Here is a 13,631-nt window from a genome sequence, read left to right as displayed (position 1 = left end):
CTTTTAATCAGGCATGTTTATGCTTTGGCAATGTCTTTAACAAATCGTCCGGGCTGATGGAAGCCACCACGCTGCCGGGCTGCGGCATTTTCAGAATGTGATTTTTGATCTTGCCGACCACGTGCATTTCGCAGGGTTTGCAGTCGAACTTCAGCGTCAGCACTTCGTCGCCGTGAACCAGCTGCATCGGCGTGGCGCGCCAGCTTTTGATGTTGCCTTTCGCCTGTTTCGGGCAAAGGTTGAAGGCAAAGCGCAGGCAGTGCTTGGTGATCATCACCGGCACGTCGCCCTTCTCTTCATGCGCTTCATAAGCCGCGTCGATAAGCTGCACGCCGTAACGCTGGTAGAAATCGCGCGCTTTTTGGTTGTAGACGTTAGACAGGAAGGTCAGGTGCGTCTCCGGGTACACCGGCGGCGGTACGGAAACCGGCTTGCGGCTGCCGCGCTGGTAGTTGGCCAGACGCGCTTCATCCAGCGCGTCAATGGCTTCGCGGCGCAGCGGGTTCAGCAGGCTGTTCGGCACAAACAGCGCGCCGGGCAGCGTGATGTCGATATTGCGGGCGTAATAGATAGTCTGGCCGAGCTTAGCCAGCCCCTCTTTCAGGTTCGCCATCGCCTTTTCCGCGTTGTTGGCAACGTCGAACGCGCCATCCAGCGTGCGGGTGACGCTGACGCCATCTTCGCTGGTGACGGTCAGGATAAGCTGCTCCTGCCAGCCGCCCAGCTCGATATCGACCCCAACACGGCGTTCGCTGGAGGTTTTCAGCAGCGCCTGCTGCCAGTTGTGGTCGAGGTTGCGGTTAAGGCGATGGTGCGCACGCAAGGTTCTCAGCGCATCCGGCATCTCGTTAGGGAAAACACGGTAGCGGTTTTCGCCGGTTTTCTCCGCCACGTTCACGCGAAAACCCACCACTTCGCGCTTTATCATGACGTTCAGGCCATCGCCATTCGCCAGCGGCTCGGTGGTTTCCACATCCAGATGATCTTTGCCCACTTTCAGCACTTCGCCTACCGGCAGGCCGACAAACGTGGGGGTGTCGAACGCGCCGATATCCATTTTGCGCGCATTGACGAAGTAATCGGTGCTGCCGCGATGGAACGTTTTATCGGTAGACGGAACGAAATAGTGCGCCGTGTTGCCCGCAGACGCGCGCGCCAGGTCGCCGCGATCTTCAATAATCGCATCCAGCATCTGCCGGTAATGGGCGGTGATGTTTTTCACATAGCTCATGTCCTTGTAGCGCCCTTCGATTTTGAAAGAGCGCACGCCTGCGTCGATAAGCGCCGCCAGGTTGGCGGTCTGATCGTTGTCTTTCATCGACAGCAGATGTTTTTCATACGCCACCACGCGCCCCTGGTCATCTTTCAGGGTATACGGCAGACGGCAGGCCTGCGAGCAGTCGCCGCGGTTGGCGCTGCGTCCGGTCTGCGCATGAGAAATGTAACACTGGCCGGAATAAGCCACGCACAGCGCGCCATGCACGAAGAATTCAATCGTGGCGCCCGCCGCCTCGTGGATAGCCTGGATCTGGTTCAGGTTCAGCTCGCGCGCCAGAACAATCTGCGTGAAGCCCGCGTCGGCGAGAAATTTCGCTTTTTCCGGGGTGCGAATATCGCACTGGGTGCTGGCGTGCAGTTCGATGGGCGGAATATCCAGCTCCAGAATCCCCATGTCCTGCACAATCAGCGCATCCACGCCGGTCTGGTAGAGGTCGGTGATCAGCTTTTGCGCAGGCTCCAGCTCGTTGTCGTGCAAAATCGTGTTCAGCGTGACAAATACCTTCGCGCCAAAGCGGTGGGCGAAGGGCACCAGCTCTGCGATATCTTTCAGGCTGTTGCTGGCGTTATGGCGGGCGCCGAAACCAGGGCCGCCGATATAGACCGCGTCTGCGCCATGCAGGATGGCCTCACGGGCGATGTTGGCGTCACGGGCGGGGCTGAGCAGTTCAAGATGATGGGATTGCAGGCGCATAAATTTTGTTCGTTATTGGTCATGGAAAGGCGGCTATTGTAGTCAGAACCCTGGCAGATCAGAAATAGTTTCGCGGCTGCGCTTAACAGACGTTTTGCACAGGGCGGCAAAGCATGGGCGGATTTGTTATTTCCCGGGCGTGAGCGGAGTCGTTAAGCTGAAGCTGTATTCCTGATTGTTCACCTCAGTATCGCTAGTCGTTGTAGTTTGTCGTTGTCACTTGCCGCAAGCTTGCTTGCGGTTTTTTTTATTCCGGTTTCGCGTAATGAATGAGGGAATGAAAACGCGTTGGCCGCGCGCAGGCGTTGCGGTAAACGTGAGGCTGGTCGCCATGAAACCGCAGCCCTTCCCCTGCCACCAGACGCTGCCAGCGCTCCTGAATGCGCATCTCCAGCTCGCCCTCAATAACCACCACATGCTCAATCACCCCCGCCTCGTGCGGCGTTGACTCACTCTCGGCGCCAGGCGCAAGCGTAATGGCGAAAAGCTCAAAGCGCAGCGCTTCGTCCCAGGGAAAAAGCGGCGTAATAACCATCGCCTGTTTATCCGGATCATATTGCTGCGGCGCGCTCGCTTGCGGCGGCGCGATAAAGCGCGAGAAGGGCACGTTAAAACCGGTGGCGATTTTCCAGAGCGTGGCCACCGTCGGGCTTGATTCGTTGCGCTCGATCTGGCCAAGCATGGCTTTCGACACGCCGGTTAACTCAGCGGCCTGCGTCAGGCTTAAGCCGCGGCTCTGGCGAAGCGCTTTCAGGGTGGCGGCAAGGTACGTGGCGATATCCATAATGCTTACGGGTTCCCGGCGGGCATAGAAAACGCTAAAGATAGCATTGCGGCGCAAGCGGATCACGCACAGACCGGCCCGCTTCTGGCGGTCTGTGGCGCCCGGGTATTTTACCTGCCCGTTTTTTCGCTTTTCATTACGCATAAACCGTTAGGTTTATTAATGTCATCACAACGCCACTTGATTTACAGCACGTTACGGCGGTTTATTTACTGCTGATGTCGCACCGCCTTTTCTTTCTTTTTCCACTGCTATAGTTAGTCATTCACAGGCGCGCAAAACCGTTTCTTTTGCGCCGCGTTTATATAACGAAGCTGTTACTCTCAGGAGGTCGGTATGTCTGAGAATATCGTCACTTCAGTCTCTGCGTCTCGTCACTGGCCTGCGCCGGTTCAGGCGGGCGGCCGTCGCGGTAATAAAGATGGCGTGGGGTATAAAAATACGCATGACCGTTCGGTGGATGCCGGGCAAAAAGCGGGAAAAGCCACGCCGCCGCCCAACGATCCGCCGCAGGAGCGCAAATAACCCCCGGCAAAGGAATGCCGGTTTCTTTATTCTTCTCTGCCCTCTAACTCCAGTGAAAAAGAACGGTGAAATAACCGCTGCGGTTGATCGTTATTTTAGCGCTGCGCAGTGAGCGTTATTTATCGTGCTGGCAATAATGTGCTTGTCAGAAATAAATGTGCCCTTTCGTTTCCTGAACGCACTTGTGCGCTATAACGCACAATGCTACGCTGCGCGGACGTTATAACGCACAGCGGAGCCTTTATGCGTCAGTTTTCTTTTCCTCTCCCCACCGCGCTTGCTGGTTTTGTGGCGGTGCTGGTGGGCTACGCCAGTTCGGCGGCGATTATCTGGCAGGCCGCCGCCGCTGCGGGGGCAAGCGTCGGGCAAATCGCCGGGTGGATGACAGCGCTTGGCATTGGCATGGGGGTCAGCACGCTGGCGCTGAGTTTCTGGTATCGCGCGCCCGTGCTCACGGCCTGGTCTACCCCCGGCGCGGCGCTGCTCGCCACCAGCCTGCAAGGCAGCACGCTCAATGAGGCGGTAGGCGTGTTTATTTTCGCCAACGTTTTGATTGTGCTTTGCGGCATAACGGGTCTTTTCGCCCGCCTGATGAAAATCATTCCGCCGTCTCTGGCAGCGGCGATGCTGGCGGGGATTTTGCTTCGCTTCGGTTTGCAGGCATTTAGCGCGCTGGAGGGCCATTTCTGGCTTTGCGGCGGCATGCTGGCGGCCTGGGTGGTAGCCAAAGCGCGCATGCCGCGTTACGCCATTGTGGTCACGCTCATCACAGGCCTGGCGATCTCCTGGCTCGGCGGCCAGATACAAAGCGCGGCGCTGCGCTTTGAGGTCGTGGCCCCCGCTTTTGTTGCGCCTCACTTTACGCTGGCTTCGCTGACAGGCATCGGCCTGCCCTTTTTCCTGGTCACCATGGCTTCGCAAAACGCGCCAGGGCTTGCCACTATGCAGGCCGCGGGTTACAGGCTTCCCGTCTCGCCGCTGATTGTCGCCACCGGGGCGCTGGCCCTGCTGCTGTCGCCCTTCGGCGTATTTTCCATCTGCATTGCGGCGATCACCGCCGCCATTTGTCAGAGCCCGGATGCGCACCCGGACGCCAGCAAGCGCTGGCTCGCCGCGGCCGCCGCAGGCGGTTTTTATCTGCTGGCGGGACTGTTCGGCGGCTCAATCACCTCATTGCTTGCCGCCCTGCCGCTGCCCTGGATCCAGATGCTTGCCGGGCTGGCGCTGCTGGGCACCATCAGCGCCAGCCTGCATCAGGCGCTGGTGAAAGAAAACGAACGCGACGCGGCCGTCGTCACTTTTCTGGTGACCGCAAGCGGCATGACGCTGCTGGGCGTTGGTTCTGCGTTCTGGGGTCTGGCGGTTGGGGGAATAAGCTACGCGATTTTTTCACTTGCGCGGCGCGAAGCGCCGTTAAGTAAAGAGAAAAAGGCATGAAAAAAGGGAGCTTCGCTCCCTTTTCGTTTACTTCACGCCAGCGCCATTCACCTCAAACAGCGACGCGTCGGTCGCCATATCGTCGACCACCTGTTTTAATGTTTCTAACGTCATCGGCGCTTTTTCATTATTCAAATCTTTTCCTTCGCCCATGCGCACCACCTTCACCACCGGCTGACGGGTGGCGGCGTCAATCAGTTCGCCTTCGAAGTAAAGATGGGTGTCCATGGTGCGGTGCCCTGTCGCCATTTGCGTGCCGGCCACCAGCAGCGCCACCGGCACCACTTCATAGAAATGCAGCCCTTCTTTGCTGCTGTCCACGCCGGTGATGGCGCCACGGAAAATCAGGCTGCGCGGGCCAGGCGTGGCGACCAGCGGTTTTCGCTGCTGCACGGCCGTCTTCAGTTTACTGTTGGTGTAATCCAGTAACCCGTTCAGCACTTGCTGCCCCACCTGCGTGGTCGGGCGCGCTTCGGGGTAAAAGGTGATGGGGTTATAAACGATGCTGTCGTAACTGGCGCTGTTAAAGTTTGGGTCCACCCAGCGCAGCACAGGTTTGCCGCCAGGCGATGTGGTCTCTTGCAGGCTGGAGTAGTCTTTTAAAAAACCCGAATATTTTTCAGGCTCTGTAACTTTCGCCGAGCAACCAGCCAGAACCAGCAACGAAGAAAGTAATGTTGCTTTAATAAGTGAGTGAGTACGCATTTTTATTCTCTGCAATGAGTAAGAGAGCGGGAAGATAGCGTAAAAACAGGTCGATTCTGGATCTTAAAAAGGCTTTTTCAGGGATAGCCGCGTTAATCGGCCATTTTCAGAACAGACATATAGTTATTATTTATAAATTGCTCGCAGATAATCATTATTGAAAATGAAAAAGCGAGTAAACCCGTGTTTACCCGCCTTACTTATTTACGCTTTTTTAGCCAGCAGCGTGGCGAAACGCAGTTTGATTCGGTTGCCGTTGGCGTCGGTTCGGTGAAGCTCGCCTGGGTTTTCGTTGTATTTAATGAGCTCCCACCCGGCGTAATAGTTTTTTAATTCCCCTTCGCTAAAGGCAAAAGGAAAGCCGACGTTGCAGGGATAATCTTTCGTATTCATCGCCGCCACAATCAGGTTATATCCGCCGGGACGGGTGCAGCGCTGCATATTTTCAATCAGGCGGGGAATGGTTGCCGGCTCAAGAAACATCAGCACCACGGTCGAGAGGATAAAGTCATAGTCGCTCTCGAAACTCAAGCTGTTTAAATCGGCGATATCCGCCTTCAGGTTGGGCAGGGATTCCGCTTCAACAATGCGCTGCAAATTCGCAATGCTGGACGGGTTTTTATCCCAGGCGGTAACGTCAAAGCCGCGCGCCGCCAGATAAAGGCTGTTGCGCCCGTTGCCGCAGCCCAGATCGAGGGTTTTCCCTGGCTGAATATACTTTACGGCATTCAGCACTTCAGAATGCGTGGCGGTAAGGCCATATTTTTCAGTGAAGTAATTTTCGTCACGAATAGTCATTGCGGGTATCCTGCGTCGTTTCGTTAAGATGCATTTTATCTACATTTTAAGGAAGCCAGCCGCGCACCGCCAGCGCAAAAATCTCTGCTACGTTTATTGCAGGGCGTGAAGAGGAAAGCGAAGCCATGAGTAAATATGAACTGGGCGATGACGTGCGGAAATTCACCTGGAGTGAAGGCGGCGAAAAAAAGAGCGTTGCGTTGCGCCAGATCCGCGCCCTGCGCGACTTTGCGGATGTGAAAGCCGGCGCGGCCGGCGGCTGGGTGGAAGATGAAGAGTGCCTGAGCCAGCAAGGCGACTGCTGGATTTACGATGAAAACAGCGTGGTTTTCGGCGGCGCCAGGGTCAGCGGCAACGCGCGCCTGACGCAGCCCTGCGATATTCGCGACGGCGCGAAAATCAGCGATAACGCCTGGATCGATCACGCGCAGATAAGCGAGCGCGCCCACGTCAGCGGCAACGCCATGGTGCAAAGCTCCCAGGTCCGGGGCGAGTGCCATATTTTTGGCGAAGCGCGGGTGATGAACGGCAGCCTGGTGCTGGCGGCGAAAGGCCTGACGCCCGACGGCGAACGGCAATTGCACATCTACGGCCATGCTACCGTCAGCGCCTCGCGCATTGTTCATCAGGCGCAAATCTATGGCCATGCGCTGGTGACTTATGCTTTCGTCGAGCATCGGGCGGAAATTTATGAAAACGCGATGCTCGAAGGCAACGAAGATAACGATGTCTGGGTCTGCGACTGCGCCAGAGTATATGGCAACGCACGCATTGTTGCCGGACGCGGCGAGGAAGATGTGCCGACGCTGCGCTACAGCGCGCAGGTATATGGTCATGCGGTGGTTGAAGGCAACTGCGTGCTTAAGCATCATGTGGACGTGTTTGACCATGCCCGGCTTTCAGGCGGCCCGCTTATGCTGGACGGCGGCGCGCGCATCTTCGGCCATGCGCAGGTCAAAGGCAATGTCCTGATAGAAGAAGGCGTGCAGGTGTTTGACAACGCCATCGTCGAGGCTTTCAACGGCGCCCCGCTGCATCTGCGGGGGCATAAAACGGTGAATGGCGCCCAGCACGTGACCCGCACGCCGGTGCTGGGCGCCATTTAGCGCCGTTTGTCGATGATCCGCGCGTAGATATTCTGGTCGTGGAATTGTCCGTTGAGGTATTCCGCCTCTTTCAGCGTCCCCTCAAGCCTGAAACCGTTGCGCAGGGCCACGCGGTTGCTCGCTTCATTCGCCACCCGGCATTTGATGACGAATCGCCGCACCTGCCCTGAATCTGCATAACGTGCGATAAACGCCTGCAACGCCTGCGACAGCAACCCCTTTCCCTGCCAGGCTTCGTCCAGCCAGTAGCCTACGTAAGCCGTTTTATTAGCAGGCTCAATCTGGTTAAAGGAGAGCACCCCAATCAGTTCCTCTTGCTCCAGAATCAGGAACATTTTGGCATAGCCGCGATGGTGCAGCAGGTAATTGCCCTGGATCGTTTTGCGGGTATCTTCTTCCGATCTCACATACTGCGGCCAGTCCATCGCTTTTTGCAGCGCGGACTTGTTGCGCATGACCAGCTCAAACAACGCCCCGGCAAAAGATTCATTCACCGAGTGGAGCTTCAGGTGATCGTTGACCGTGATTATCTCATCCTGCCAGTGTTGAGTTTCCTGCAAAGGGGGCTCCTGATTGCGTTAACGAGTAAACCTGATAGTTAACATAGCCTGGCGATAAGCAACACCACCAGAATTTATGGTTTGCCGCAAAAAGCGGCAACTGCACCAGCCAGGGTCACCAGACTGATGCAACAGGAACGTAAGGTATGGCTATCGCGCCCGCTTATGGCTGCGACACGCTGGTATAGATATTGCTTAACGTTTTCGTAACTACGAAGGAGACGAAAACATGAAAGCGATCATTATTGGCGGCGGCATAGGCGGCCTGAGCGCGGCGATTGCGCTTAAGCGCTGCGGCATCAGCACCGAAGTCTATGAAGCGGTAAAGGAAATTAAACCTGTCGGCGCCGCCATATCCATCTGGCCGAACGGCGTAAAGTGCCTGAACTGGCTTGGCATGAAGGCGCAGCTGGCGGCGCTGGGCGGACCGATGGAATTTATGGCCTACCAGGAGTTTCGTCTGGGCCAGACGCTGACGCGCTTTAGTCTCGATCCCCTGATTAAAAGCGTGGGTGAGCGCCCCTACCCTGTGGCGCGCGCCGAATTACAGGATATGCTGCTGGCGACTTATGGCCGCGAAGCCGTCCAGTTTGACAAACGCGTCACCCATATCGAAGAAACCCCGGAAGGCGTTCGCGCCCACTTCAGCGACGGGCATATCGCAACAGGCGACCTGCTGATTGCCGCCGACGGCACCCACTCCGTCATCCGCCCCTGGGTGCTGGGCCACCAGACAGAGCGCCGCTATGCAGGCTACGTTAACTGGAACGGGCTGGTAGAGATTGATGAATCCATCGCGCCAGCTAATCAGTGGACGACGTTTGTTGGCGAAGGCAAACGCGTTTCGCTGATGCCGGTGTCGGGCAACCGATTTTATTTCTTTTTCGACGTGCCGTTGCCGAAGGGGCTGGCGGAGGATCGCACCACTGTACGCGCCGATCTTAAACGTTATTTCTCCGGCTGGGCGGCGCCTGTGCAGAAGCTGATTGATGCTATCGACCCGCAAACCACCAACCGCATTGAGATCCACGACATCGAACCTTTTATGCAACTGGTGCGCGGGCGCGTGGCGCTGCTCGGGGATGCCGGACACAGCACAACGCCGGATATCGGCCAGGGCGGCTGCGCGGCGATGGAAGACGCGGTAGTGCTGGCGATAGCATTGCAAACCAATTCTCTGGGCATTGAAGACGCGCTGTTGCGTTATCAGGAAAAGCGCGCTTATAGGGTAAAAGATTTGGTGCTGAAAGCGCGTAAGCGCAGCGACGTTACCCATGGCAAAGAGATGAGCGTGACAGACGGCTGGTATGAAGAGCTAAAAAGCGAAACCGGCGACCGCATCCTGGCGGGCATGCGCGAAACCATTATGGGCGGGCCGCTGGCGTAAGACGCGTTATAACCGCTACACGGGTAACGCAGATGACGACGCGTTGAGATGAAAAAGCCCTGAAGAAGGGCTTTTTCCTGAGGGCTTTATATTATTTTCTCCCGGCATCCATGTCACAGCGCATATGGTCCCAGCCGGTGTAGTGCTTCACTTCCGGCACGCTTTGCGGCAGGTCCTGCCAGTTAGTTTTGTGCTTTTCAACGGACGTGATAAGCGTTTTGGGGTTGAAATAGACCATCCCCCATGCCCAGCCGGGGAACCGGGGTTCAGTTTTTTGCATTTCCCCGTCCAGCTCCCAGGTGATGCCCGGCCCGCCGGGCGCCAGGCGCGGGTCGTCAAAGGGCTTCGAGGACATGTATATCCGCCCCTGCTTTGTCAGCAGGAAGCCCTGGTCGTTGACCACCGTAAAGGAAACTATGTCCTCACGCTTCGGGCTGCTGGTGCCATCGTCTTCGGAACTGGTTGGTGCGTACTCAATTGATTTCCATGTCCGGCCATAATCTTTGGATACCCTGAAACCCTGCGAATCCCATGACATAATGGCAATATAACGCTCAGACGGATGGACATATTTTTTGGTGAAAATCCGGTAAAACTGTAAGCCCGGCTGTGTATGAATTCCGCGTTTTATATCCGTGTACCAGAGCTCACCTTCACAGTCCCACCCTTTCAGCTCCAGATAGCGGTGGTCGTCGAAACGGTAAACCACCTGCACCGGTACCGGCAGGGGCGGCTGGACGGTGTCGAATGCCCCGTCACAGCCGGAGAGCAGCGCGGGTAAAACTGCTGTCAGAAAAGCTGTCCCTGTCATTTTTTAATCCCTTCCGTTATTTCCTGCTCCCTCAGCGGGCGCGGCCTCTTCCTCGGGGGATTATGCTGCTCAGCACCATGATTGCACGGCGAAGCGTTGCGCTGACGGGCTGTTGCGTTACGCATCATTTCCTCCCGGCGTCCATGTCACAGCGCATATGGTCCCAGCCGGTGTAGTGCTTCACTTCCGGCACGCTTTGCGGCAGGTCCTGGTAGTTCGCCTTGAACTGTTCCACGAGGTGAGGAAGGGTTTTGGGGTTGAAATAGTCCAGCCCCCATGCCGGACCGGGAGAGCGGGGCAGGATTTTATGCATTTCCCCGTCCAGCTCCCAGGGGATGCCCGGCCCGCCGGGCGCCAGGCGCGGGTCGTCAAAGGGCTTTGAGGACATGTATATCCGCCCCTGCTTTGTCAGCAGGAAGCCCTGGTCGTTGACCACCGTAAAGGAAACTATGTCCTCACGCTTTGGGCTGCTGGTGCCATCGTCTTCGGAACTGGTTGGCGCGTACTCAACCGATTTCCATGTCCGGCCATAGTCTTTTGAAACAAGAAACCCTGTGGAATCCCAGGTCATAACGGCAATATAACGCTCAGACGGATGGACATACTTTTTGGTGAATATCCGGTAAAACTGTGAGGCCACCTCAGAGTGTATTTTGCGCCGGGTATCAACATAGGTGAGCGCGCCTTCACAGTCCCACCCTTTCAGCTCCAGATAGCGGTGGTCGTCGAAACGGTAAACCACCTGCACCGGTACCGGCGGGGGCGGCTGGACGGTGTCGAATGCCCCGTCACAGCCGGTGAGCAGTAGCGGCAGGAGTGTTGCCGGAAAAAATTTCCCTGTCATTTTTTAATCCCTTCCGTTATTTCCTGCTCGCTCAGCGGGCGCGGCATCTTCCACTGGGCTTCATAAACTGTGGTCGCCCCTTCCAGCGTGTAGTAACTTTGAAGTTGCGTGGTCGCCTGGCCTGCATACTCATTAACCACGCCAAATTCGCCGGTTGGCAGCACTTTATCCGGCTTATTCATATAAAGTTTTGTATTCGGCTCCGGTAATTTTCCCGTCCGGTAATATTCCTTCGCAGGCGCATACTCACCCAGCCTGTCCCGCCAGTCGGCGGTGTGCAGCAGCATTTCCCAGAACTTTCCCTCCCGGTAATCAAACGCCTCGCACTGGCCTATCGCCAGGTCAAAGGCCATGGCGTGCGACGGCGCTTTGTCGCTCATGACGATAGCGGAGTGCTGGCTGTAGCCCACCGGGTCGGTTTTCTCCCATTCCCGGTGAAGCTCCTCCTCCGTCTTAAGCCGGGTGTACTCCACCGAGCGGAAATCCATGCTGCTGCCGCGCACGATGCCCCGGATAAACGTCCCGCGGTAATAACTGCTCATTACCGCCAGCTCTTCTTCATTCAGCTGGTAGCCCACGGGCCAGGTACTGGCGCGGTAGTCCGGCAGGGTGTAAATCACCTGTTCGGTGCGTTTCAGCGCCACCGCCCTGGCGGAATAGGAAATTTCCCGGTCCGGACCGCTGATATCTCCCCGGTATTTCCCGTCGCAGGTGGCCGGGTCACCATCCGGGTGGTTATGCTCGCCCGTCAGCTCAAAAACAAAGGCCTCCGGCAGCGCCTCGCCCGTAATCACCACGTCGTGAAAATCCCATCGGGTGTTGGTTAAGCCGCTGTAGCTGAAATCGCCCGGCCGGGGCTCAGGTTTACGGAACGGCGTGGCAGACGGCGAATGGCCCACCTCCACGCCCTGGCAGAACACCCGCTGGCGCAGGTTGGGTATCGCGCCGGCAACCGCGGACGGAATGCCCCGCCAGCCGATACCCTGCACGTTATTCAGTGAAACGGTGCCGTCATTCGGGCTGAAGTAGTTGTAGACCTTGCCGTGGTTGTTGCGCCGGTAGCGCGGGTCGCTGTGCCATTTTCCGTTTACCGGGCGGGGAAGCGTGCCGCGGGACTCCATATGCGCCATCTCCGCTTCCGTATGTTCGCCGCCGCTGTACTGCGTCGCCATCAGGCGGCAGAAGTTACTGAACGTCTCCTGGCGCGCCCGCACGGTCTGGTGATTTCCCGGCTGCACATTTTCCAGGAAGGTGTATTCCAGCGAATAAGGGGAGTGGTTCAGGATGCAGCAGTTCACCGGGTCAAACCCCGCCTGCTTCACCAGCATGTTCGCCAGCATGGTGATGAGCGTGCCCTGGCTGTGCGCCACGATATTAATCACATCCTTTTCCGTACGCGGCTCCTGGCGAATGCGGATTATCAGCTCCGCCAGCCGCTGGGCGGCGAAGAACTGGTAGATGCGGTGCGGGTTAGCGTAGACGGGGTGCGTGTAGTCGCCGCCGTTCAGGTGGAGCGAGGCAAACCCGGCTGCCGCCAGCACCGCGCCGCCCGCACCGGGGCCGAGCATATCCGGGATACTGGTGGTGGCGTTGGCGAAGGTGCCGCCATTTTTGGCAAAGCCGGTATCCAGCACGTTGCCGAAACAGTCATTCTCAAACTTAAGGCTGCCCTGTCCGTCATTGCCGTACCGGCGCTTTTTCTGCGGGTCGTTTTCCTGGTAGGCGTCATAGGGCAGTTTTGCGTCGCTGCTGAGCCTGCTGACCTCCTCGCGGTAGCGGCGCTGGTCGGCGGCCCACGCCTCGCGGGTCACGGGCTTGTAGCCCCAGTAAAACGGAATAACGGGCGAGCGCCCCGGCGCGCAGATTTTCCTTTGCGCCGGTTCATTACGCATCTGCATGAACTCCCGCCACTCATGCGGCCAGAAATCCTGGCGGCTCAGGCGTTCGCCCAGCCCTGCAAGGATGCCGCGCTCCTGGTTTTCATAGGCTTCGCCCACGTCGTTCACGCCATGCACCAGAATCACGATGCAGGGCATCGGGCGTGGCACGCCAATACGGCATGTCTGGGCGGCCAGGCCGTGGGCTTTATGGACGCCCGGATCGTTCTCAATCAGCACGCGTTTGCGGTAAGGACTGGTCTTGTTTTCCATCACAGTAACTCCATTTTTCAGGTATTAAGATCTGCCGCCTTAAATTGCTTACCAAATTAACTGGATCCGTTAATAGTGTGAAAGCCAGACACAGGCCGCTGAATTAAATATTCATACCTCTAAAAATATCTAATTAAAAAACGGCGAATATCTTTCTGTAAGGTCTTAATGAAAGAAGATACCTGTTATTGATATAACAGCATTGTGATCCACAACAAAAGTAGCTGACCATCAGAGCCAGCATATAAGCCAGTCTGGTGACTGGCCGCGCGAGTCATAATTCCATTGAATATTACTGATGAAATTATAAATTCTGTAACAACACGCGGAGGATAATAAAAGCCCGTCGCTAAAAGAGAAGCCCTGCTTTAAAGCGAAATAAAAGTTAAGCCTGCATGTTCCCTGGTTTTACAGGCGCAGCCACCTTTATACCAGGCTGAACCGGATAAATTTTTTTTGCTAAAACCATTAACGAATTACGTATATAAAAAGCTGCGCTTTCAGCATGAAATAAAAAAGCCCAGCAAGCGGGGCTTTTTTATTCTGCGCAAC

12 protein-coding genes are annotated in these 13,631 nt (G+C 56.6%); 4 read left to right on the top strand and 8 right to left on the bottom strand.

Features of this window, described 5'->3' with window-relative positions; all coding sequences use genetic code 11:
- Positions 1-7: 7 nt before the first annotated feature.
- Both DW56_RS10730 and DW56_RS10725 read right to left on the bottom strand, forming a co-directional pair.
- Positions 8-1,972 (bottom strand): peptidase U32 family protein, encoded by a 1,965-nt coding sequence (locus DW56_RS10730; RefSeq protein ID WP_024554446.1) that lies wholly within the window; start codon positions 1,970-1,972, stop codon positions 8-10.
- 247 nt (positions 1,973-2,219) lie between these two features.
- Positions 2,220-2,756, bottom strand: a complete 537-nt coding sequence (locus DW56_RS10725) for a helix-turn-helix domain-containing protein (protein WP_024554447.1) — start codon at positions 2,754-2,756, stop codon at positions 2,220-2,222.
- A gap of 336 nt (positions 2,757-3,092) precedes the next feature.
- Here DW56_RS10725 and DW56_RS10720 point away from each other — a divergent pair, with 336 nt between their 5' ends.
- Positions 3,093-3,281, top strand: a complete 189-nt coding sequence (locus DW56_RS10720) for a hypothetical protein (protein ID WP_024554448.1) — start codon at positions 3,093-3,095, stop codon at positions 3,279-3,281.
- Positions 3,282-3,482: 201 nt separating this feature from the next.
- Complete coding sequence (locus DW56_RS10715) at positions 3,483-4,718, top strand: benzoate/H(+) symporter BenE family transporter (protein WP_071789808.1); 1,236 nt, start codon at positions 3,483-3,485, stop codon at positions 4,716-4,718.
- Between the two features lie 27 nt (positions 4,719-4,745).
- Here the strand turns inward: DW56_RS10715 and DW56_RS10710 are convergent, their stop codons facing one another.
- Both DW56_RS10710 and tehB read right to left on the bottom strand, forming a co-directional pair.
- Entirely contained in the window at positions 4,746-5,423 is a 678-nt protein-coding gene (locus DW56_RS10710) for a DUF3313 domain-containing protein (RefSeq protein ID WP_024554450.1), read from the bottom strand.
- Positions 5,424-5,627: 204 nt separating this feature from the next.
- Positions 5,628-6,221 (bottom strand): tellurite resistance methyltransferase TehB, encoded by a 594-nt coding sequence (gene tehB, locus DW56_RS10705; RefSeq protein WP_024554451.1) that lies wholly within the window; start codon positions 6,219-6,221, stop codon positions 5,628-5,630.
- Positions 6,222-6,346: 125 nt separating this feature from the next.
- Here tehB and ydcK point away from each other — a divergent pair, with 125 nt between their 5' ends.
- A complete protein-coding gene (gene ydcK / locus DW56_RS10700) occupies positions 6,347-7,327 on the top strand; it encodes a YdcK family protein (RefSeq protein WP_024554452.1) in 981 nt (326 codons plus the stop codon).
- On the opposite strand, the gene rimL is transcribed toward ydcK, so the two are convergent.
- Positions 7,324-7,887, bottom strand: coding sequence for a 50S ribosomal protein L7/L12-serine acetyltransferase (gene rimL, locus DW56_RS10695; protein ID WP_024554453.1), 564 nt, complete (start codon positions 7,885-7,887; stop codon positions 7,324-7,326). The two genes, ydcK and rimL, sit on opposite strands and share 4 nt — an antisense overlap.
- A 229-nt stretch (positions 7,888-8,116) precedes the next feature.
- Here rimL and hpxO point away from each other — a divergent pair, with 229 nt between their 5' ends.
- The gene (hpxO, locus tag DW56_RS10690) at positions 8,117-9,274 is read left to right on the top strand and encodes an FAD-dependent urate hydroxylase HpxO (RefSeq protein WP_029589808.1); all 1,158 of its coding nucleotides are present in this window, start codon (positions 8,117-8,119) and stop codon (positions 9,272-9,274) included.
- A 91-nt stretch (positions 9,275-9,365) separates the two neighbouring features.
- On the opposite strand, the gene DW56_RS10685 is transcribed toward hpxO, so the two are convergent.
- The 3 genes from DW56_RS10685 to DW56_RS10675 all read right to left on the bottom strand — a co-directional run bounded on the left by DW56_RS10685 (position 9,366) and on the right by DW56_RS10675 (position 13,079).
- Complete coding sequence (locus DW56_RS10685; protein ID WP_029589807.1) at positions 9,366-10,085, bottom strand: T6SS immunity protein Tli3 family protein; 720 nt, start codon at positions 10,083-10,085, stop codon at positions 9,366-9,368.
- A gap of 124 nt (positions 10,086-10,209) precedes the next feature.
- Entirely contained in the window at positions 10,210-10,929 is a 720-nt protein-coding gene (locus DW56_RS10680; protein ID WP_029589806.1) for a T6SS immunity protein Tli3 family protein, read from the bottom strand.
- The gene (locus tag DW56_RS10675; protein ID WP_024553195.1) at positions 10,926-13,079 is read right to left on the bottom strand and encodes a T6SS effector phospholipase Tle3 domain-containing protein; all 2,154 of its coding nucleotides are present in this window, start codon (positions 13,077-13,079) and stop codon (positions 10,926-10,928) included. The genes DW56_RS10680 and DW56_RS10675 overlap by 4 nt, the downstream gene beginning before the upstream one ends.
- Positions 13,080-13,631: the final 552 nt, after the last annotated feature.

The sequence above is a fragment of the Franconibacter helveticus LMG 23732 genome (genome assembly GCF_000463115.2).
Classification (GTDB): domain Bacteria; phylum Pseudomonadota; class Gammaproteobacteria; order Enterobacterales; family Enterobacteriaceae; genus Franconibacter; species Franconibacter helveticus.
Note: the sequence above shows the minus strand (reverse complement) of the source record. Positions and strands in the feature narration are given on the sequence as shown.